This is a genomic window from Micromonospora sp. NPDC005203, from assembly GCF_042872705.1.
Lineage (GTDB): Bacteria > Actinomycetota > Actinomycetes > Mycobacteriales > Micromonosporaceae > Micromonospora.
This window is the reverse complement of sequence record NZ_JBIAKV010000006.1, coordinates 16,705-37,553: the sequence shown is the minus strand read 5'-3', so window position 1 is coordinate 37,553 and position 20,849 is coordinate 16,705. Positions and strand designations below refer to the sequence as shown.

Genomic DNA, 20,849 nt, shown 5'->3' with positions numbered 1-20,849 from the left:
CGACCGAAGATCGACCGACTTAGGTAGCATGGCCGCTACGCTGAGCGTTGTGGCAGCCGTGAGCAGTGGGCCCACACAGCAGCACACACGCCGGAGGGCGACATGGACGGTTTCGGCAACACCCTCAGGCAGCACCGTAAGGCTGCCGGCTGGTCGCTACGGAAGTTCGCCGAGCTGACGGCGTACGACTTCGGCTACCTCGGCCAGATCGAACGCGGCGACCGACCCGCCAACGCCGTGGTGGTGGCCGCCTACGACCGCGCGCTGTCGGCTGGCGGTGCGCTGGAAACGGAATACGCGACAAGGCCGCCAGCCGAGCGCGACATGGGCAGAAGAACGATCCTCCAGGCGATGGGCGCGCTCGCTGCGGCACCCGCCGTGGATCGGCTCGTCGACTGGGAAACCCTGCGGCAGGGGCTCGGCACCGCCGCTGATCTCGGCTTCGATGAATGGACTGAGATCGTCGCAGACTACGGCCACGGCTACTACCGTCGTCCGCACGACGAGCTTGTGACCCAACTTGGACGGGATCTGACCGTGTTGCAGCACCAGATCGCCGCCGAACGTGGGGGCCGCCGGCCATTGCTGCTCCGCGCCGCTGCCCGCCTGGCGGTCATCGTGGCGCTCCGCCTCAATGCGTCCGGGCAGGCCGTGCTCGCCGGCAGATGGCGGGCGAGCGCGCACCGCTTCGCCGACGGTTCCGGCGACGTGGAGACCCGGGTCCTCACCCGGGCCTGGGACGTGGTGAACGGTTGTTACGACGGTCGGACGCCGGCCAGCGTGGTGGCGCTGGCCGATCAGGTCCTACCACTGATCGACGGCAGGTCTTCGGCAGCTATCTGCGGGCTGCTCGCCGGCCGGGCGCAGGCACTCTCGCTGGCTGGTCGACATCCGGACGCGGTGGCCTCCGTGCGGTCCCTCGCCGAGCAGGTGGAAGCTCTGCCCGCCGCCGTCACCGCCGAGGTGGAGTCGCTGTGGGGGTGGCCGGAGCACCGGCTGCGGCATACCGAGTCGTGGGTGTACACCCACGCCGGTGAGCAGCGGGCGGCTGCGGTCGCACAGCAGCGCGCCCTGGAGCTGTACCCGCCGTCGCAGCGTCGGCTACGCACGCAGGTGCAACTGCACCAGGCAGCCGCGTTGTGCCGCAGCGGGTCCATCCCCGACGGGTTACGCCTCGCGGCAGACCTGCTCGACCACCTACCCGCCGATCAGCACAACGAAATCGTCCGGGCAGTCGCACGACAGGTTGCCGACGCCGTCCCCGAGACCGAGCGGCACCGCCCGGTGTACGGCGAGTTGATGGAGCGGGTACGCGTCTAGCATCCGGGCATGGCCCTGACCTACACGACCAGCCACGGCCACGACGCGGCGCGCCTCTTCGGAGCACTTGTCGACCTGTACGAGTGCGTCTACGCCGAGCCGCCGTACGAAGAGGGGCCCGACCAGGTGTCCCGTTTCCGCGAGCGCCTGCCCGGCGAGGCCGTCCGGCTCGGTTTCACCCTCGTCACAGTCGCGCAGGGCTCCTCGCTGGTCGGTGCCGCGTACGGGTGGACCATGCGGGCCGGGGACTGGTGGTCCCGCGCCGACGCCGAGCCGCCCACCCCCATCCGTGCGGCGTCGAAGCTGGCCGTCATGGAGTGGATCGTCCACCCGCTGCGCCGTGGCGAGCGGATTGGCGCGGAGCTGATGCGCCGGCTGCTCGCCGACCGGCCGGAGCGGTACGCCACCCTCGCCTCCGACCCCCGTTCCCGGGCACGGGAGGTGTACGCGCGCAACGGGTGGCGGCAGGTCGGCACATCGAGCCTGCCGTGGGGTCCACCCATGCACCTGCTGGTCCTCGACCTTGGAACGGAGACGGACCGTTGAGTGCCGCAAGACCCGCCTATGCGGCGGCGATCTCGTCGCGTACCCGTTGTTGGAAGGCGCGGGCCTGCGCCCCGGTGGGTGGCGGGCCGTCGTGGCGTGCGGCGACCGCCTGACGGATCACCTCGGCCGGGTCGCCGGCGTCGATCAGCCGCTGGCCGGCCGCGACCTTGGCCAGCCAGACGCCGTCGCGGTGGCGCACCAGCGACCGGCAGGCGCCGAGCACGGCGTCCTGCGTGCCGGGCGCGGGTTTGTCGTCCGGCGGTGTCGGCAGGGCCAGCCACCAGGTGAGCGCGTCGACGAGCAGCCGGCGCAGGTCGGCGGGGGCGAGATCGGCGAAGACCTCTTTCGCCGGCGGGCCGAGCAGTGGCAGTCCGCTCTGGTGCAGGATGCTGCGGTCCAGCCCGTACCAGAAGCGGCCGTCGGCGGCTGGCCGGTCGGCGGGGTCGAGGGTGCACCGGAACGGCATGTCGGAGCCGGTGTTCAGCTCGACCTCGAAGCCCGGCTCGGGCGTCCCGGAGGCGGCCACCGCACGCCGGTAGGCGACCAGCTCCAGCCCGCGCGCCGGGCAGGGCAGGGCTTCGTGCCGCAGCCGGGCGACCAACGTCCGTTTGGTGGCGTCGCTGAGCGGCCCGGCGCTGACCACCGCCACGTCCACGTCGCTGCGGCCGGCCTGGTACGCGCCGAGCCCCACCGAACCGGCCGCGTACGCGCCGACCAGGTCGGCTCCGAGCACGTCGCGGGCGGCGGCGACCAGGCCGTCGAGGTAGTGCTGAAGATCATTGTCCACGGGTCATCATGGCGCACTGGTCGGAGCCGGGCGGGACTACCCCGCGTAGAGCAGCAGCAGACCGCCGACGGTGTACGCGACCATCAGCGCCAGCAGCGGGAGTTGACCGGCCACCGCCCGAGCCCGGGGGAACAGGTACAGGGCGCGGTCGTGGGCGAGCAGTGTGCCGACCAGATGTCCCAGGATGATGACGGTGATCTGGAGGGTGGCCACCCCGGAGGGTGTGACCAGCCCGGTGTGCGGCTCCCAGTCGGCGGTGCCGAGCCAGTTGGCGCCGGTGCCCAGCGGGTCGGAGAGCAACGCGACGGTGCGTTGGCCCTCCAGGATCAGCAGCGAGTAGTAGTGCGCCACCACGTAGCCCACCGCGATCGGCACGATCGAGTGGGCGATCTCGCCCGGCACCGCTCGGGCGTCGGCCGGGTCGGCCCGGCCGATGCGCGCCGCGGCCGCGGTGGCGAGCAGGTACGCCACCGCGACGGCGGCGATGACCAGGACCAGTCCCCCGCTGCCGGTGGCCGCCGGGTGCAGGCCGTTCTCCTGGCCGAAGCGCAGCCAGGCTGGCGCGTTGGAGAGGCTGTCGTACATGGTCGAGCCGAGCAGCACGATCACCACGGCGACCAGCCCGGGGCGGGGCCACAGCCCGGCGATCCCGTCGAGCGGGTTGCGCCAGACCAGCACGCCGTCCGCGGCACGGCCGATCGGGGCGAGCTGACCGATCAGGGAGCTGTACGTCTCGAACGGGTCGGCGTGGTCGAACCAGGCGGCGCCGAACAGCGCCGCCCCGACCAGCATGACCACCGCGTACGCGGCGAGCCAGGCGGTGATGACCGGCAGGGTGGCCCGGTCGGGTGCGACAAGCTCCAGCCAGACGAAACCGAACAGCGTGCCGGCGGCCGGCCACAGACCCACACCGGGCGGCAGCTCACGAATCCCGCGGTCCCGGTCGCGGCGCAGCGCCAGCGTAGCGAGCAGGTGCACGGTCCGCAGCGGGTTGAGCGCCCGCCAGACCGGGCCGAGCAGCAGCGACAGTGGCGCCAGCCCGACCCAGAGCAGCACGTAGAGCGCACCTGCCGTCGGGTTGTCGGTGGTGTCCGGCCCGCCCAGCAGACCCACGCAGAACCAGCCGGCGGCGAGCAGGCCGAGCCCGCGCAGCGCCCAGCGGAACGTGGGCGCGTCGATGAGCCGGGCGAGCCAGCGCGGCACCTGGCGACCGCCGACGGCGTCCCGGTCGAGCCGGGGTTCGCGCCAGAGCAGGCCCAGCGCCACGAACGTGACGACGAGGGTCAGGGCGGCGGCGACGACCAGCTGCGGCAGCGTGATCGGCAGGTCCTGTCGGCCGCCGACGCCGTGCGCCAGCACCGTTTCGGGGGTGGTCATGTCGGTCAGCGGACGACGAGTTGAAACAGCACCAGCTCGGTCTCGTGCGTCTCCACCTCGAACAGACCGGTCTTGTCGGCCCGGAACTCCACCGAGCCGGGCTTGCCGGCGGGAAGCCGGGCGCCCAGGTCGTAGCCGTGCACGTGCAACTCGTCCGCCACGTCCGAGGTGACCGTGATGCGGACCAGCTCGCCCTTGTCCACGGTGATCCGTCCGGTCGGCGGACTGATCCGCCGCTTCGCGATCGTCACGACGATCTCGCGGTCGGCCGCCGGTGCGCTCGGGGTGGGGCTGGCCGTCGGGCTCGGCGCGGTGGTGACGGCGCCCGGCGGTGCGGCGGACGTGGCTGGCGCGGAGGGGGTAGCCACGAACGGGTCGTCGTCGTGCCCACAGCCGGTGACCAGCAGGGTGGTGAGGACACCGGCGGCGACGGCGGCAGAGGCGCGGGTGGCGGGGGTACGGACGAACACGGGCGGACTCCGAACGACGCGAGGGGGACGGGTGTCGAGGTGAGAGTCGGGGAGGAGAACTCTACGTCTTGTTCGGCAGAGGGGAAATGACCATGATGAACGAATGAGATCGAGGTCGGTCACTGCGCGTGACACCCTGAGCCGCGTGCTGGCGGCGGTGGCCGCGACGCTTGTGGTGTCGCTGCTGCTGCCCGCCGCTCCGGCGTCCGCGCACGGCCAGTTGGCCACCTCCACCCCGCTGACCGGCACCGTCGTGCGCGAGCCCCTGACCCAGTTGGCCCTGTACTTCACCGAGCAACCGGCCACCAACGCGCACTTCACCATCAGCGGGCCGAACGGCTCGCGGGTGGACAACGGCTGGTCCCTCGGCGAGCCCAAGCGACTCGACAAGCCGGTCACGGAGTACTTCATGGTCAACGGCGTGTTCGAGCCCCGGCTCTACCACACCGGCTTCCCGGCCATGGTGACCGTCGCGCACTGGCCGACGAAGGGTCGCTACACCGCCAGCTACCTCTCCGTCGCCTCGGACGGTGAGGCGGTACGCGGCGCCGTCACCTTCGACTACCAGGGGCGTACCACGGCGGCGCCGGCCGGTTGGACGGCACCGACGGCCGGGCCGGATCCGGCGCTGCTGGCCCTGGCCGAGGGCGAGGGGTCGGCGTCCGCCGCGCCCGCCGCGACCGCGGCCCCGGCGGACACTCCGACAGCGGCACCGTCGGTGTCCCCGCCAGATCGAGGGCTCCCCGCGTGGGTGCTGCCCGCTGCCATCGTGGGGGTCGTCGGCACGATCATCCTCGTGGCGGCCCGGCGCAAGCCCACGCCCCGTCGATCCGGCGGCGCCACCCGGCCACGCGCCGGCACGACCGGCAGGCCGGCGCGACGCGGCCGCCGCTAGGGCGTGGTCACGTCCGTCCAGACAGGTGTTGTCGGCACCGTAGGACGTACCGCTCGGGCACCCGGTACGGCAGAGTGACCACCATGCGACCGGGCGGCGGCATCAAGGCGCTGGGTTCGGTTGGCGCCGGGTTGGCCGTGCTCTTCGTGGGAAGCCTCGCGTTCAACGCGGCCTCCACTCAGGAGCGTTGGCCGGGACCGTTGGATCTGGTTCGCCGCTATCCGTGGCTCATTCTCCTGTTGCTGGCTCCGGTGGCGGTGATCGGCCTGTGGCCGTCCTCCCGGCACGGCCGGTCCGCCGACCAGATCGTCGTGGACAGCTTCCGGCTGCCGGCCCGCCACCCGAACTTCACCGGCCGCTCCTCCGCGCTGCGTCGGCTGCGGTCCGCGTTGACCTCGGGTGGCACCGCCTCGATCCACGCGTTGCATGGCATGGGTGGGGTCGGCAAGACCCAGACCTCGATCGAGTACGCCTACCGGTACCAGGACAGGTATCGGTTCGTGGCCTTCATCGACGCCGAACGAGCCGAGATCCTGATGTCCCAGTTCGTGGCGATGGCAGGGGAGCTCGGCCTCAGCGGAGTGCAGCCCGACCAAGCGGTGGGGGCCGTGTACCGGCTGCTGGCGCAGCGGGGGCGGTGGCTACTGATCTTCGACAACGCCGAGGACCCGGAGGACCTCCTACGGTTCATGCCGTCCGGCCGGGCCACGCGCACCGGCCACGTGATCGTGACGACGCGCCGGGCCGGCTGGCGGGCGTTCGGCAGCAGTATCGACGTGGACCTCTTCGAGCGGGCCGAGTCGATCGACCTGCTGGTCAGCCGGGTGCCCAGCCTGTCCGAGGCCCATGCCGACCGGATCGCCGAGTTGCTCGGCGATCTACCCCTGGCGCTGGAGCAGTCAGCGGCCTATCTGGAGCGCACCGCCACACCGCCCGAGGAGTACGTGGACCTGCTGACCCTGCGCATGGACCAGATGCTCGGACACGGCACCGTGGCCGACCGACCGGGTGTGGTGGTGGGCACCCTGTGGGAGTTGAATCTGCGTCAGCTCCAGCGCGTTCGGCCGGCCGCCGTGCGGCTGCTCGAGCTGTGTGCGTTACTGGCTCCCGAGCCGATCCCGACGGACCTCTTCTCCCGGCATCCGACGTTGCTGGACGAGCCCCTGCGCTCGGCGTGCCCCGACCCGGTGGAGTGGAACACCGTCGTCGGTGACCTGGTGGGCCTGAGTCTCGCCCGGCGCAACGGTTCCCGGCTGGTGTTCCACCGGCTCGTCCAGGCGGCGGTGCGCTCCGGCCTGACCTCCGACCGACGCGATGCCACGTACCGCACGCTGTGCGACCTGCTGCTGGCCGCCCTGCCCGCGGATGTGGAGAGCGGCCCGTCCCGGTGGCCCGGCTGGCAGGTGAACCTTCCGCACGTCATCACCGTCGTCGGCGCCGCACGAGAGTCCGCCGGTGTCGGCGAACTCCTGAACCTGGCGGCCCGGTACCTCCGCACGATCGGTGACCCGGACTCGGCGCTGCCCCTGGCCGAGAGAGCTCGTGCGGTCACCGAGGCGTTGTACGGCCCGAATCATGCCGCCGTCGGATCCGCCCTGATGACCCTGGCCCGGATCCAACGCGACCAGGGCCAGCCCACCATCGCGCTGCCCCTCGCCCAGCGGGCACTGGCGATCTTTGAGACCGAGCCGCGTCGGGACAATCCCGAGCTGGGCGGCGTGCTGAAAGTTCTCGGGTGGGTGTTGAACGACCTCGGCCGTCCCGCCGAAGCACGTCCGTTCGCCGAGCGGGCACTGGCGATCGACGAGACGACGCTTGGGCGCAGTCACCCGTACGTCGGCGGCGACCTCAACATCCTCGCTCGCGTCAATCGTGAGCTCGGCCACCATCGCGAGGCCATCGAGCAGGCGGATCGGGGTCTGCGTATCTACGAGGCCGCCTACGGCAAGGATCACCCCTACGTCGGCGTCGTGCTGACGATTCTGGCGCGCCTGCACGACGATCTCGGCGAGCCGGCCCGTGGCGTGCCGTTGGCGGCCCGGGCGGTGCACATCCACGAGTCGGCGCAGGGCCGGAACCACCCCGATGTCGGATGCGCCCTCACGGTGCTCGCGTGCCTGCACTGCAGTCTCGGCCAGATGACCACGGCGCGCGGGCTGGCGCAGCGGGCGCTGACCATCCTGGAAGCTCGGCGCGGCCCGGACCATCGGGAGACCGTCGACGCCCGACAGGCGCTTGCCCTGGCCGATAGCTGACCGCCCGCGCCCCGCCGCACTGCCGCGGGCGCCACCCTCGCCCGGTGGTGGGCGGTCGAGGTATCGGGGAATTTCCGGCAAGTGCCGCGAACTTTCGCACGGACATCGGGAACTTTTGATGTATCGACGCGAAGCCATGGACACTCCAATCGAAACACCTTAATGTCTCGACTCATCAACCCGGTGTTTCCACAATGTCACTCGTCGGCGTCGAGGACGTTACGGACCCGGGGCCGACGGCCATCCTCACCGCTGCCTCGCACCGGCCGTCGGACACTCCACTGCCTCCTGGAGGAACGATGGGCTCACGCCTGCAACGCCGACTCCCCCAACCCGTCCTGGGTGCGCTCGCACTCGTCCTCACCACCGGCCTCTGGGCCGCTCCGGCCACCGCCGCGCCCGCGCAGGAGCCTGGCGTCACGCTGCGCGTCTTCGACGTGCAGGTGCCCCTCTCCGAACTGTGCACCCTCAAGCCCGCGCAGACCCCCAACGTGGACAAGCTCATGTCCACCATCAACTGGACCTCGGCGTCCGACTTCGGCTTCGAGGACAACTTCGTCTCGCAGGTGCTCGGCAACATCACCACCACCCAGGCCGGCAGCTACACGTTCCGGCTCAGCAGCGACGACGGGTCCACACTGGCGATCGACAACACCGTCGTGATCAACCACGACGGCCTGCACGGCGCGACGCCGCCGAAGGAGGGCACCGTCACCCTCACCGCCGGCCTGCACCCACTGCGCATCGACCACTTCGAGCGAGGCGGCGGGCAGCAGATCACCCTGGAGTGGAAGACGCCCGGCTCGTCGTCCTTCGTGGTCGTACCGAATTCGGCGTTGAGCACCGACGCCGGCGTGGTCCGGGTGACCGCGCCGGGCCGCAAGGAGTGCGAGGGCATCGCCGACACCCCCGGCGACGGCCTGCCGCTGACCGGGGTGCACCCCGGCTACACGCTCACCAATCTGCGGCCCAGCGGCTTCCAGCCGAAGGTCACCGGGATGGACTGGCTGACCGACGGCCGGCTGGTCATCTCGACCTGGGGCGGCAGCGACCAGTCCGGCACCTCCCAGGACGGTGAGGTCTGGATCCTCGGCAACACCGGCGGCGCGACCACCCCGGGCGCCGTGACCACCAAGCGGATCGCCAGCGGGCTGAAGGAGCCGCAGGGGCTCAAGGTCGTCGACGGGGTGGTCTACGTCTCGGAGAAGCAGCGGCTGACCCGGCTGGTCAACACCGGCGGCGACGAGGTGGCCGAGCGCCTGGAAACCGTCGCCACCTGGCCGTACGGCGGCAACTTCCACGAGTTCGCGTTCGGGCTGCTCTACCAGGACGGGTTCTTCTACCTGAACCTGTCGGTGTCGATCAACTCCGGCGGTGCCACCACCAACCCGCAGCCCGCCGTCAACCGGGGCACCACCCTCAAGGTCAACAAGGACACCGGCGCGGTCAGCTACGTCGCCGGCGGCCTGCGTACCCCGCACGGCATCAGTTGGGGTCCGGAGGGCGGCATCTTCGTCACCGACAACCAGGGCGGCTGGCTGCCCTCGTCGAAACTGGTGCACATCAAGCAGGGACGCTTCTTCAACCACTACACCAACCCGGCCGGCCCGTTCGACACCGCACCTGTCACGTCCCCGGTGCTCTGGATGCCGCAGAACGAGATCGCCAATTCGCCCAGCACGCCGCTGTACCTGACCAGCGGCCGATACGCCGGCCAGTTCGTCATCGGCGACGTGACGTACGGCGGCCTCCAGCGGGCCAACGTGGAGAAGATCAACGGCGAGTACCAGGGTGCGCTGTTCCGGCTCACCCAGGGCCTGGAGGCGGGCGTCTCGGAGGTCAACGTCGGCCCGGACGGCGCGATCTACGTCGGCGGGCTCGGCGCGGGCGGCAACTGGGGTCAGACCGGCAAGCTGTCGTACGGCCTGCAGAAGCTCACCCCGAACACCGCCACCACGTTCGAGATGCTCGCCATGCGGGCCACCACGACCGGCTTCGAGGTCGAGTACACCCAGCCCGTCTCGACGGAGACCGCCGCCGGACTGGCCACGCGTTACAAGATCAAGCAGTGGCGGTACGTGGCGACGTCGAACTACGGCGGGCCGAAGATCGACGAGGAGACGCTGACCGTCACCTCGGCCACCCTCTCGTCGGACGGGAAGAAGGTGAGCCTCACGGTGCCCGGCCGCAAGGCCGGCCGGGTGGTGCACCTGCGCTCGCCGCGCCCGTTCGCCTCCACCACCGGCCAGTCACTGTGGAGCACCGAGGCGTGGTACACGCTCAACTCGATCCCGGGCAGCCCTCCGCCGCCGGCCGGCGGGAGCATCACCGGCGTCGGTGGCAAGTGCCTGGACGTCGACAACGCGGGCACCGCCGACGGCACGAAGATCCAGCTCTGGACCTGCAACGGCACCACGGCGCAGTCGTGGACGAAGGTCGGCGACACGTACCGGGTGCTGGGCAAGTGCCTGGACGTGGACAACGCCGGCACCGCGAACGGCACGAAGGTTCAGCTCTGGACGTGCAACGGCACCGCGGCGCAGGTCTGGCAGCCGCAGTCCGACGGGTCGATCCGCAATCCGCAGTCCGGCAAGGTCCTGGAGGCAGCCGGCGGCAGCAGCGCCGACCGCACCCAGATCCAGCTCGGCACGTACTCGGGCGGCGCGCACCAGAAGTGGGTGATCGGCAGCGGGGTCACCGGCTGACCTCGACGGGGGCGTGGCCCGACCGGCGGGTCGGGTCGCGCCCCCGGGCCGCCCCGCCGGGACCGGACCGACGCTCAGCGGAACAGCACCGGCCGGTTCACCCGAGCGCCGACCAGCTGACCCCGGAGGTTGATGTCCTCGATCACGTCGGTCTCCAGCACGCCCCGCGTGGTCAGGTCGGTCATCACCCCGTCGCGCCAGAAGAACGGCCGCCACTGGCCGGTGGTGGTGCTCTGGCCCACCACGTCGCCCCGGTCGTTGATCGCGGTGGCCCGGCTCCAGCCGCCGCCGAGCGTACCCAGGTCGGTGAGCGTCCCGTTCTGCCAGCGGAACGCCCGCCCGTTGGCCGCGCCCACCACCTGACCCCGGTTGTTGATCCCGCTGGCCTCGCTGCCGATCTGGGTGAGCACACCGCGGTGTAACAAGCCGCCGACGCAGGTGCACGGGTAGTCCTGCGGCGGCACGTTCCACCCGCCCACCACGTCACCGGCGTTGTTGAAATCGGCGGTGAACTCGTAGAAGTACTGCAGACCGAGGTCGGTGAAGGAGCCGTTGCGCCACAGGAACCGGTGTGGCATCTCGCCTGCGGGTTCGCTGGTGCCGAGCACCTGCCCCCGGTCGTTGACGCCGATCGCCACGCTGTTCTCCCCGCCCAGGGTGCCCAGGTCGACGAGGTGGCCGGCACGCCAGAGCACGGCGCGGGTCAGGTAGTCGGCGCCGAACGAGGTGATCGCCACGTCGCCGAACTCGTTGACGTCCACGGCTGCGGAATCCGTGTCACCTGGCAGGACGCCCAGGTCGGTGATGACGCCGTGTCGCCAGCGCACGGCGTGCCGGGCGCCGCTGGCGACGGTGCTCCAGCCGACGATGTCGCCGCGGTCGTTCATCGCCGTCGCGGCGCCGTCGCCTCCGCTCAGGGTGCCGAGGTCGACGACCCGGTAGGTGCGCGGGGAGGCGGTGGCGGGAGTGGGGGCGACGGTGGTCAGGGCGACGACTGCCGTCGTCGCGATGGTCAGCAGGGAACGCGGGGACACCACTGACGTCAAGGGGACGCTCCTCGCATCGGAGCAGCGCATGACCGGCGTGGGGCGCGGCCGGGCAACACCACTGCGCGTTCAATTGGTCACGCACAGTAGAGCCCGTGCCGCACCCGGCACGCCAGGGACCGAACGGTCATCGGTACCTGGGCGTCCGGCGGTACCCGCGTCGGTCAGGGGCCCTGCGGCAGTGGCTGCGACAGCGCCCGCAGCTCCGCCGGGAGCTGGGCCAGGGCGTCCTCGAACTCCCGGTGCCCGACCACCCGGTGCATCGTCTGCAGGACTGCGCGAGCGCCCCGCTCGGCGGCGGGCCGGTCGATCCCGGCGCGGTCGGCCACCCGGCGCAGGAACTCGTCGGAGCCGAACGCCTCCGGCGGCTCCGCGGCCTTGACCAGCAGCGGGCTCAACTCGTCGGCGAAATGGGGGGCCAACGCGCCTGCCTCACCGCCGCTCAGGCGCTCGGTCAGGGTCCGCAGAACAGCCTCGGTCAGTGCGTGCGCCTGCTCCGGCGGGATGCCCGCCCGCGCCGCGACCTTGTCGACGAACCCCAACTCGGCCATGCCCCCGCCCTTCGCTTCGGAAAGGCGTGGCTACCCGGGACCACCGGCGGCAAACCCCGCCCGACGGCCCGGACGGCGTGCTCGGCACGTCCTGACCGCCCGCCCGGTCGTTCTGATCGTTGCCCCGCGCGGTGCCGTCCGCTTCTCGTACGGTGAGGTCGGACCGGGAACCCGACGGCGGCCCGTGCCGCAGGAGGAGCAGATGGCGGTGGACCTGCCCGACGTGATCAACAGGTACTTCCGGGCCGTCAACGACCGGGACCTGGATGCCTTCGTCGCCTGCTTCGCGGACACCGCGAGCGTCGCCGACTCCGACCGGCTCTACGACGGACGGGCCTCGATCCGCGCCTGGCGGCAGAAGACGACGGAGGCCTCCTCGTACTCTGCCGAGCCGGTCGGTGTCACAGCGCAGGCGGGCGACTCGTACCTGGTCCGCACCCGGGTGTCCGGCGACTTTCCCGGCAGCCCGATCGAACTGCGCTACCGGTTCACCCTGCGCGACGACCTGGTTGGCGCGCTGGACATCCGCCCCTAGCAGCCGCCCACGCGCCAGCCAGGAGGAGACCACGTGCCGCGAGTCTGGCTCATCACCGGTTGTTCCCGAGGTCTCGGTCGTGCGCTCGCCGAGGCCGTGCTGGCCGACGGCGACCACCTGGTCGCCACCGCGCGCAACCCGGCCCAGCTCGACGCCCTGAGCGACACCTACGGCGAGCGGGTCAGGACGGTGGCCCTCGACGTCACCGACCCCGCTGCCGCCCACGCCGTCGCCCGCAGCGCCGTGGACACGTTCGGCAGCCTCGACATCCTGGTCAACAACGCCGGGTACGCCGACGTCGCCTCGATCGAGGACATGCCGGAGGACAACTTACGGGCCCAGATCGAGGCCAACTTCTACGGGGTGGTCAATCTCTCCCGCGCCGCCCTGCCGGCGATGCGCTCCCAGGGGCGCGGGCACATCCTCCAGATCTCCAGCGTCGGCAGCCGGGTCGCCAGCACCGGCCTGGGCGCGTACCAGGCCGCCAAGTGGGCGGTCAGCGGCTTGTCCGGGGTGCTCGCCAAGGAGGTCGAGGGGTTCGGGATCCGGATCACCAGCGTGGAGCCGGGCGCGTTGCGGACCGACTGGGCTGGCTCGTCGATGAGCATGCTGCCGATCAGCGACCCGTACCGGTCGGTCATCGATCCGGCCGTGCAACGGCTCCGCCAGGCCAGCGGCAACCAGCCGGGCGACCCGGCCCGCGCCGCTCAGGCGATCATCCAGATCACCCGGGTCGACGACCCGCCCCTGCGGCTGCTGCTCGGCGCCGATGCCGTGGCGGGCGCCTCGGCTGCCGCCGAGGCGCTGGCCGCGTCCGACGCGCGGTGGCGCGAGTTGAGCGAGTCCATCGCCTTCGAGCCGGCCCCCTGACCGGCGCGGCCCCCGACCGACACCACCGTCCGGGCGGCGGTGCGGCAGGCATGACCGGGCGTCGCCGGATCGACCGCCGAACGGGTGGGACGGCCCGCGCACCAACGGGTGACATGATGTGCCGACAACAGCTGTCGCTAGGAGAAGGGTTGCTGCTGCCCGATGGCGCACTTCGCGGCTCGCATGATCCCCGCACCCGGGCCTGTCGTGGTGACGGTCGCCGACAACCCACCGATGGCGGGTTGATGCCGGCCGAGCGACCGGAGGCCGTGGCCGAGCAGAGCGTCCCCGCCCCTCTCGCGGACACCATGTCCTACCAGGTCGCGACGGACGTGCGCGCGCTCCGCGCGTTCGTCAGCGTCGGGGCGCTGGCCCGCGGCCTGCCGCCCGAGCGGGTGGAGCTGCTGACGCTCGCGGTCAGCGAGCTGGCCACCAACACGTTGCAGCACACCACCGGCGGCGGCCGGGTCCGGCTCTGGGTCGATTCGGGTCAGCTGTTCTGCGACGTCGTCGACCGGGGGCCGACCCGGGCGCTGGGCCGACGCATGCCGGCCGCCGACGCGATACGGGGTCGAGGGCTGGCGATCGTGGAGCAGATCTGCGACGTGGTCGCCGTGCTCACCAGCCCGGACGAGACGGTCGTACGGATTCGCCTGAGCCTGTGACCGCCGCCGGCGATCCACCCGCCGCGGGCCGCGCCGGCTGCCACAATGCGGACAGCCCGGGCTGATGGTGACACCGGGCCGACACCGATCGGGAGGACGCCACGATGCCGGACAGCGCACGCGAGGCAGAGCTGCTCGATGCCGAGCGGACCCTGCAGGCCGCCCAGCGGGCCGGCGACGTGGCCGCCCTCGACCAACTGCTCGTCGACCAGCTGATCGCCGTCGGCCCGGACGGCGGGACGTACACCAAGCAGGATGACCTGGCCGCCCACCGGGACCGTCGCTCGGTGGTGGAGGAGTTGGTCGAGGAGGAGTTGGACCTGCTCGTCGTCGGAAAGACCGGGGTGACGTTCTTCCTCGGCCGGGTGGCCGGGGTGTACGAGGGGGCGGCGTTCGCGGCGCGCCTGCGCTACACCCGGACCTGGGTCCACGACGACCCGCACGGCTGGCGGGTCCTCGCCGCGCACGTCAGCCCGGTCTGACCCCTCAGCTCTCGTCGTCGGTGTCGAGCAGGCCCTGCTCGTCGAGGAACGCGAACCACCTGTCGTCGCCGGGGGTCAGCTCGGCATAACCCGGGCCGAGCAGGTAGTAGTCCACGAAGGAGCCGAGGTCGGGGGCGAGCTCCTCGAACGTGTCGGACATGAACCACTCGGTGCCGTTCGGCGGGAAATACCAGACGGCGCCCGTGCCGCGGTCCAGGAAGATCGGCTCGTCGCTGCGGGTGCCGACCACCAGCCAGCCCGCCCGGTCCTCCGGGATGGACGAGAAGTCCGGCGCGTAGTCGAGGTGGTACTGGATCCCCGCGAGGGTCGACGCGGACGCCAGCTCGACCCGACCGGCGCGCAGCCCGTCGGCGACCAGCAGCAGGTCCCGCAGGTCGTCCGGCAGACCCGGCGGAACGGCATCGATGGCGGCGCCCTCGCCGAACTCGGCGAACGCCAGGCTCGCCGGCTGGTCCGCCAGATCCACCCGCAGCTCCTCGATGAGCTGCCGCAGCTCGTGGATCAATCCACCACCCCTGTTCGGATCAGGTCCCGTCCGGCCGGCTCGGATCTGCCCCCAGCTCCGCGGACCGGCGCGCGTGTTGGTTCTACCACGCGCCGGCGGATGCCGGAGTCACCTCACCGAATCGCGTTTGCTCAGCTCACCGTGGCGTCGATCGGCCCGATGCGCAGGGTCCCGTCGGTCAGTGGCGTGCAGCGGATGCCACCGGTGGTGCGCAGCGCCTTCCACGCCCCCGGGTCGACGGTGACGTCCATCCAGGCGCAGGGCCGGGCCGCCCGGTTGACCCGCAGGCTCACCGGGCCGTCGCCGGAGTCCAGCACCAGCACCCTGCCGATCAGCTCGTCCACCGCGATGCCGGTGGTGAGGATGTTGCGCCGGACCTCAGCCAGGCCGGTACCGACCGGCAGTGACTCCCGGGCGATGACGGTGACGCTGGCGTCGCGGTGCGCCTGCTGGCCGAAGTACCGGTCGCCGACGATGCCGAGGTGTGCCCGGATCCGGACGGCATCGACCAGCTCACCGGGTGGGGCCGGCGCGGGGCCGTCGGCGGGCCGGCCCAGGAAGCGGTGCACGGGCGAGGCCAGCAACTCGACGATCTCCGGCATGGCAGGGATTCTACGAACCGGGGAGGACTTCCGGGTCAGGTCGGCAGACCCCGCCGCCGGCTCACACGGCCAGGGCCGCCCGGACCTCCCGTTCCGCCGTGACACCCCCGTCGCCGTGTGAGGTGACCCGGCCGGACTCCAGCACGTGGTAGCGGTTCGCCACCCGCAACGCGAAGCCCAGGTGCTGCTCGACGAGCAGCACGTTGAACCCGGACTGCCGGGTCAGCTCGACGATCCGTTCCTGGATCTCGGCGACCACCGACGGCTGGATGCCCTCGGTCGGCTCGTCGAGCATCAGCAACCTCGGCCGGGTGATCAGTGCCCGGGCGATGGCCAGTTGCTGCCGCTGACCGCCGGAGAGCAACCCGGCCCGGCGCCGGAGCAACGGCCGCAACGCCGGAAACAGGTCCAGCACCTCCGCGGTGGCCACCGCACCGTCGCGCCGCCCGTCGGCGACGAGCCGCAGATTCTCGGCGGCGGTCAGGTGCGGGAAGCTCTGCTGGCCCTGCGGGACGTACGCCATGCCCCGCGCCACCCGCTCGTGCGGCCCGAGACGGGTGATGTCCTCGCCGTCCAGCTCGACGGTGCCGGCACTCGGGCGCAGCAGTCCGGCCGCGACCCGCAACAGGGTGCTCTTGCCGGCGCCGTTGTGCCCGAGCACGGCGGCCACCCCGTCGGGCGGGACGGCGAGGTCCACCCCGTGCAGCACCTGAGAGCGCCCGTACCCGGCGTGCACCCCGCGCAGCGTCAGCATCATGCCTCCCGGACCGTGGGGGCCGACCCGGCGTCGACCGGGTGGCCAAGGTAGACCTCCTGCACGCGCGGGTCCGCCTGGACCTGCGCCACCGTGCCCTCGCTGAGCACCCGACCGGCGTGCAACACCGTGACGGTGCGCGCGAACCGACGCAGGAAGTCCATGTCGTGCTCGATCACCACCACCGTGCGGTCCCGGCTCACCGTCTCCAGCAGGGCGCCGGTGGCGTCGCGTTCCTCGTGACTCATCCCGGCGACCGGCTCGTCGAGCAGCAGCAGCCGGACGTCCTGCACCAGCAGCATGCCGATCTCCAGCCACTGCTTCTGGCCGTGCGCGAGCGTCCCGGCGAGGTGCCCGGCCCGCCCGGTCAGCCCGATGGTCTCCAGCGCCGCGGCCACCTCGTCGGGAATGGCGCGCCGACGTCGGGCCAGGGTCGCCCAACTACGACGGGCACCCGCCGCGATGTCGAGGTTCTGCAACACCGACAGCTCCTCGAAGACCGTCGACGTCTGGAACGTGCGCCCGATGCCCAACCGGCTGATCCGGTGCACCGGACGGCCCAGCAGCTCGTGCTCGCCGAAGCGGACCGAACCGGTGGCCCGGACCAGGCCGGTGATCGCGTCGACCAGGGTGGTCTTGCCGGCGCCGTTCGGCCCGATGAGGAACCGGATGTCACCGGCGGGCACCTCCAACGAGACACCGTCGACGGCGGTGAACCCGTCGAAGCTGACCCGCACGTCACGGACGGACAACCCGTCCAGCCGCTCCTCGCTCATGCCGCCGGCACCTCCGCCCGCTCGGCGCGTCGTCGACCCGTCGGTAACCACCCACGCCGACGCGCTGCCACGCCGCCGCCCTCCCGGCGGCGGGCCAGCGCCCACAGCGACGCCAGGCCACCGGGAAGGAACGCCACCACCACCACGAAGAGCAAACCCTGCAGGTACGTCCAGGTGCCGGGAAACCGCTCCGACAGGGCGGTACGCGCCCAGGCCACCGCCACCGCGCCGAGCACCGGGCCGAGCAGACTGGCCCGGCCGCCCACCGCGACGCCGATGACGAACTCGATCGACGGGACGATGCCGATCAGCGCGGGCGAGATGATGCCCACCGCCGGCACGAACAGCGCCCCGGCCAGCCCCGCCATCCCGGCCGCCACGACGTACGCGACAAGCTTGACCGACGCCGGGTCGTAGCCGAGGAACCGGACCCGCTCCTCACCGTCGCGGACCGCCACCAGCAGCTCACCGTAGCGACTCTGAATGAGTTGACGGGCCAGCGCGAGCAACGCCAGCAGCGTGCCGGCGATGATGAAGTAGACCATTCGCTGGTTGACCGGGTCGTCGAGGTTGTAGCCGAAGAAGCCCTTGATGTCGGTCAGCCCGTTGGTGCCACCTGTGGTGCCCTGCTGTCCGATCAGCAGGATCACCATGGCGGCCGCGAGCGCCTGGCTGAGGATGGCGAAGTACGCGCCCCGGACGCGGCGGCGGAAGACAAGCGAGCCGAGCCCGAAGGCGACGGCCATCGGCAGCAGCACCGTCGCGGGCAGCGCGAACCACGGGCTGGCGAACGGCCGCCACCACAGCGGCAGTTCGTCGAGCTGCCCGTACAGTTGCATGAAGTCGGGCATCCCACCGGGACCCGCGTCGGCGAGCTTGAGGTGCATGGCCATCGCGTAGCCGCCGAGGCCGAAGAAGACGCCCTGGCCGAGGGTGAGCATCCCGCCCCGGCCCCAGGCGATCCCGATGCCGACAGCCACCATGGCGACGCAGAGATACTTGGCGAGCAGGGCCAGCCGGAAGTCCGACAGCAGCAGCGGCGCCACGGCGAACAGCAGTGCCGCGCCGAACGCGAAGCCGGCCGCCGTCCGCAGCCGGGAGCGGCCCTCGGGCCGGCCCGGTGGTTCGGCGCCGTCGGGCGGGCGGACGGCGGTGCTGGGCGGCGCGGGGGTGCTCGGCGGCGCGGGGGTGACGGCGGTCATGCGAGGCTCCTGGTCCGCAGGGTGAACAGGCCCTGTGGCCGCCACTGAAGGAACGCGACGATCGCCACGAACACGATCACCTTGGCGACGCTGAGGGTGGTCAGGTATTCCCCGGTGGCCTGGAGCACGCCGAGGGCGAAGGCGACGATCACGCTGCCCTTGAGCTGGCCGATCCCGCCGACCACGACGACCAGGAAGGCGTCGATGATCAGGTTGGTGCCCATGGTCGGGCCGATCGGGCCGAGCAGGGTCAGCGCCACCCCGGCCACCCCGGCCAGGCCGGAGCCGACGAAGAAGGTCGTCCGGTCGACCCGGGCGGTCGGGATGCCGGACACCGCGGCGAGGTCGCGGTTCTGCACCACGGCGCGAATGCGGCGTCCCAGCGGGCTGAGCCGTAACGCCAGGGTGAGCGCCGCGACGGCGGCCAACGCCAGGGCCAGGATGAAGAGCCGGTTGTTGGCGATGGTCAGCCCTCCGGGCAGCGCCACGTTGCCGGTGAGCAGTTCGGGGGCGCGGGTCTGCACGTTCGGGCTGCCGAACACGTCGCGCGCCAACTGTTGCAGCATCAGCGACACGCCCCAGGTGACCAGCAGGGTGTCCAACGGTCGGGCGTAGAGCCGGCGGATGAGCAGCATCTCCAGCAGGACGCCCATCGTGCCGGCGACCACGAACGCCACCGGCAGTGCGACCACCAGTGACAGGCCGGCCCCGGTGATGCTCTGTTGCAGGACGTAGGTGGTGTACGCGCCGGCCATGATGAACTCACCGTGCGCCATGTTGATCACGTTCATCTGGCCGAAGGTCAGCGCGAGGCCGAGAGCGATGAGCAGCAGCACCGCGCCGATGCTGATGCCGGTGAAGAGTTGACCGAAGAGGACTGTCACGGTGGGTACTCCGTACTGCTGGTCGGGGACCCGGGCGGACCGCGCGGCAACGCGGTCTGCCCGGGCCGGCATCGTCAGCTCAGGCCGCTCGCCCAGGGGTAGGTCTTGAGGTACGGGTCCGGCTGCACCGGCTTGCCGGAGTTCCACACCTCGCTGATCAGGCCGTCCGCGCCGATCTTGCCGATCCGGGCGGTCTTGGCGATGTGCTGGGTCGGGCCGTCGACCGTGACCATGCCCTCCGGCGCGTCGAGGGTGATTCCCCCGGAGGCGGCGCGGACCTTCTCCACGTCGAAGGCGCCGGCCTTCTCGACCATCGCCTTCCACAGGTGCACCGCCACGTAGGCGGCCTCCATCGGGTCGCTTGTCGGCTTGTCCGCGCCGTACTTGGCCTTGTACGCGGCCACGAACTTCGAGTTCGCCGCCCCGGGCGTGGTCTGGTAGTAGTTCCAGGCGGTCAGCTGGCCCTCCAGGTACTGGGTGCCGATCCCCTTGACCTCCTCCTCGGCGATCGACACCGACACCACAGGCATCGCGGCGGCGGTCAGACCGGCCGACTTGTACTCCTTGAAGAAGGCCACGTTGCTGTCACCGTTGAGGGTGTTGAACACGGCGTCGGCTCCGGCCGACTTGACCTTGTTGACGATCGTGCCGAACTCGGTGGATCCGAGCGGCGCGTAGTCCTCGCCGGACACGGTCATCCCGTTGGCGGCCGCGTACGCCTTGATGATTTTGTTGGCGGTGCGGGGAAAGACGTAGTCGCTGCCGACCAGATAGACCGACTTCGCGCCCTGCGCCTTGAGGTAGTCGAGCCCGGGAACGATCTGCTGGTTTGTCGTCGCACCCGTGTAGAAGATGTAGGGCGACTGTTCCAGACCCTCGTACTGCACGGGATAGAACAGCAGCGCCTTGTTCTTCTCGAACACCGGCTTGACCGCCTTGCGGCTGGCCGACGTCCAGCAGCCGAAGACGGCGGCGACCCGGTCCTCGGAGATGAGCTTCTCCGCCTTCTCGGCGAAGGTGGGCCAGTCCGAGGCGCCGTCCTCGCCGACCGGCTGAATCTTCTTGCCGAGGACGCCGCCGGCCGCGTTGATCTCCTCGACGGCGAGCATGATGGAGTCGCGGACGGTGACCTCGCTGATCGCCATGGTCCCGGAGAGCGAGTTGAGCAGGCCGACCTTGACGGTGTCGCCCGAGACGTCGGCGGTGACGCCGGTCGCGCCGCCCTCGTCGGAGGTCTTGCTGCCGCACGCGGTCAACGCGGCCGCGGCGACCAGGGTCATGGCACCCGCCAGGATGCGGCGGCCCCGGAATAATGACATCTATTCTCCCTGCGGTGCGCTCAAGTGGCGTAAGGACGGTCGGTGCGGTCCGATGGATCTGACGTGGGCGATGCCGAGGTCGACGGGTGGACGCCGCTTCGGGCACCGGCTCGGATATGGGCACCGAAAGCGTCGAACGGCATGATTGCGCGGGTGTTTCCCAGTCCTTAATTGACTGTTTCCGAGCGGCCGACCGCCGCGCGCGAAAAGCGGCCGGCACCGTTGGGGAGGAAACGGTGCCGGCCGTTGGGAAAGACGCGGAATAGGTGTCGCCACAATGGT

General features: G+C 71.3%; 21 protein-coding genes. 9 read left to right on the top strand and 12 right to left on the bottom strand.

What is annotated here, in order from left to right; translation table 11 throughout:
- The first annotated feature begins 102 nt into the window (after positions 1–102).
- Together ACFYPM_RS15695 and ACFYPM_RS15690 are read left to right on the top strand one after the other, a co-directional pair.
- Positions 103–1,320: a helix-turn-helix domain-containing protein gene (locus ACFYPM_RS15695; RefSeq protein ID WP_387196540.1), complete on the top strand. Its 1,218-nt coding sequence runs from the start codon at positions 103–105 to the stop codon at positions 1,318–1,320.
- A gap of 9 nt (positions 1,321–1,329) precedes the next feature.
- Positions 1,330–1,866 (top strand): N-acetyltransferase, encoded by a 537-nt coding sequence (locus ACFYPM_RS15690; RefSeq protein ID WP_387196537.1) that lies wholly within the window; start codon positions 1,330–1,332, stop codon positions 1,864–1,866.
- 16 nt (positions 1,867–1,882) lie between these two features.
- Here ACFYPM_RS15690 and ACFYPM_RS15685 read toward each other — a convergent pair whose 3' ends face one another.
- The 3 genes from ACFYPM_RS15685 to ACFYPM_RS15675 are packed head-to-tail and all read right to left on the bottom strand — an operon-like array spanning position 1,883 to position 4,500.
- Positions 1,883–2,653 (bottom strand): nucleotidyltransferase domain-containing protein, encoded by a 771-nt coding sequence (locus ACFYPM_RS15685; protein WP_387196535.1) that lies wholly within the window; start codon positions 2,651–2,653, stop codon positions 1,883–1,885.
- Positions 2,654–2,689: 36 nt separating this feature from the next.
- Positions 2,690–4,030, bottom strand: coding sequence for a hypothetical protein (locus ACFYPM_RS15680; protein WP_387196532.1), 1,341 nt, complete (start codon positions 4,028–4,030; stop codon positions 2,690–2,692).
- Between the two features lie 5 nt (positions 4,031–4,035).
- Complete coding sequence (locus tag ACFYPM_RS15675) at positions 4,036–4,500, bottom strand: hypothetical protein (protein ID WP_387196529.1); 465 nt, start codon at positions 4,498–4,500, stop codon at positions 4,036–4,038.
- Between the two features lie 103 nt (positions 4,501–4,603).
- Between ACFYPM_RS15675 and ACFYPM_RS15670 the strand changes: the two genes are divergently transcribed.
- The 3 genes from ACFYPM_RS15670 (at position 4,604) to ACFYPM_RS15660 (ending at position 10,355) form a co-directional block, all read left to right on the top strand.
- On the top strand, positions 4,604–5,395 hold the full coding sequence (locus ACFYPM_RS15670; protein WP_387196526.1) for a copper resistance protein CopC: 792 nt from the start codon (positions 4,604–4,606) through the stop codon (positions 5,393–5,395).
- 83 nt (positions 5,396–5,478) lie between these two features.
- On the top strand, positions 5,479–7,650 hold the full coding sequence (gene fxsT, locus ACFYPM_RS15665) for an FxSxx-COOH system tetratricopeptide repeat protein (protein ID WP_387196523.1): 2,172 nt from the start codon (positions 5,479–5,481) through the stop codon (positions 7,648–7,650).
- A 299-nt stretch (positions 7,651–7,949) separates the two neighbouring features.
- Positions 7,950–10,355, top strand: a complete 2,406-nt coding sequence (locus ACFYPM_RS15660) for a ricin-type beta-trefoil lectin domain protein (RefSeq protein ID WP_387196520.1) — start codon at positions 7,950–7,952, stop codon at positions 10,353–10,355.
- A gap of 74 nt (positions 10,356–10,429) precedes the next feature.
- On the opposite strand, the gene ACFYPM_RS15655 is transcribed toward ACFYPM_RS15660, so the two are convergent.
- Both ACFYPM_RS15655 and ACFYPM_RS15650 read right to left on the bottom strand, forming a co-directional pair.
- Positions 10,430–11,392 (bottom strand): hypothetical protein, encoded by a 963-nt coding sequence (locus tag ACFYPM_RS15655; protein WP_387197360.1) that lies wholly within the window; start codon positions 11,390–11,392, stop codon positions 10,430–10,432.
- Positions 11,393–11,565: 173 nt separating this feature from the next.
- Positions 11,566–11,952 (bottom strand): DUF2267 domain-containing protein, encoded by a 387-nt coding sequence (locus ACFYPM_RS15650; protein ID WP_387196516.1) that lies wholly within the window; start codon positions 11,950–11,952, stop codon positions 11,566–11,568.
- A 202-nt stretch (positions 11,953–12,154) separates the two neighbouring features.
- On the opposite strand from ACFYPM_RS15650, the gene ACFYPM_RS15645 reads away from it, so the two are divergent.
- The 4 genes from ACFYPM_RS15645 to ACFYPM_RS15630 all read left to right on the top strand — a co-directional run bounded on the left by ACFYPM_RS15645 (position 12,155) and on the right by ACFYPM_RS15630 (position 14,504).
- The gene (locus tag ACFYPM_RS15645) at positions 12,155–12,487 is read left to right on the top strand and encodes a nuclear transport factor 2 family protein (protein WP_387196512.1); all 333 of its coding nucleotides are present in this window, start codon (positions 12,155–12,157) and stop codon (positions 12,485–12,487) included.
- A 33-nt stretch (positions 12,488–12,520) separates the two neighbouring features.
- On the top strand, positions 12,521–13,357 hold the full coding sequence (locus ACFYPM_RS15640; protein ID WP_387196509.1) for an oxidoreductase: 837 nt from the start codon (positions 12,521–12,523) through the stop codon (positions 13,355–13,357).
- Between the two features lie 245 nt (positions 13,358–13,602).
- Positions 13,603–14,022, top strand: coding sequence for an ATP-binding protein (locus tag ACFYPM_RS15635; protein WP_387196507.1), 420 nt, complete (start codon positions 13,603–13,605; stop codon positions 14,020–14,022).
- Between the two features lie 104 nt (positions 14,023–14,126).
- The gene (locus ACFYPM_RS15630; RefSeq protein WP_357372375.1) at positions 14,127–14,504 is read left to right on the top strand and encodes a nuclear transport factor 2 family protein; all 378 of its coding nucleotides are present in this window, start codon (positions 14,127–14,129) and stop codon (positions 14,502–14,504) included.
- A gap of 4 nt (positions 14,505–14,508) precedes the next feature.
- Here ACFYPM_RS15630 and ACFYPM_RS15625 read toward each other — a convergent pair whose 3' ends face one another.
- From ACFYPM_RS15625 to urtA, 7 genes are all read right to left on the bottom strand, one after another.
- Entirely contained in the window at positions 14,509–15,030 is a 522-nt protein-coding gene (locus tag ACFYPM_RS15625) for a hypothetical protein (RefSeq protein ID WP_387196503.1), read from the bottom strand.
- A 131-nt stretch (positions 15,031–15,161) separates the two neighbouring features.
- Positions 15,162–15,632, bottom strand: coding sequence for a molybdenum cofactor biosysynthesis protein (locus ACFYPM_RS15620; protein WP_387196500.1), 471 nt, complete (start codon positions 15,630–15,632; stop codon positions 15,162–15,164).
- Between the two features lie 61 nt (positions 15,633–15,693).
- Positions 15,694–16,389: an urea ABC transporter ATP-binding subunit UrtE gene (gene urtE, locus ACFYPM_RS15615; protein WP_387196497.1), complete on the bottom strand. Its 696-nt coding sequence runs from the start codon at positions 16,387–16,389 to the stop codon at positions 15,694–15,696.
- Entirely contained in the window at positions 16,386–17,162 is a 777-nt protein-coding gene (gene urtD / locus ACFYPM_RS15610; protein WP_387196494.1) for an urea ABC transporter ATP-binding protein UrtD, read from the bottom strand. Before urtD ends, urtE begins: the two co-directional genes overlap by 4 nt.
- Positions 17,159–18,364 (bottom strand): urea ABC transporter permease subunit UrtC, encoded by a 1,206-nt coding sequence (gene urtC / locus ACFYPM_RS15605; protein ID WP_387196491.1) that lies wholly within the window; start codon positions 18,362–18,364, stop codon positions 17,159–17,161. Before urtC ends, urtD begins: the two co-directional genes overlap by 4 nt.
- A complete protein-coding gene (gene urtB / locus ACFYPM_RS15600; protein WP_387196489.1) occupies positions 18,361–19,248 on the bottom strand; it encodes an urea ABC transporter permease subunit UrtB in 888 nt (295 codons plus the stop codon). Before urtB ends, urtC begins: the two co-directional genes overlap by 4 nt.
- A 74-nt stretch (positions 19,249–19,322) precedes the next feature.
- Complete coding sequence (gene urtA / locus ACFYPM_RS15595) at positions 19,323–20,567, bottom strand: urea ABC transporter substrate-binding protein (RefSeq protein ID WP_387196486.1); 1,245 nt, start codon at positions 20,565–20,567, stop codon at positions 19,323–19,325.
- Positions 20,568–20,849 lie beyond the last annotated feature (282 nt).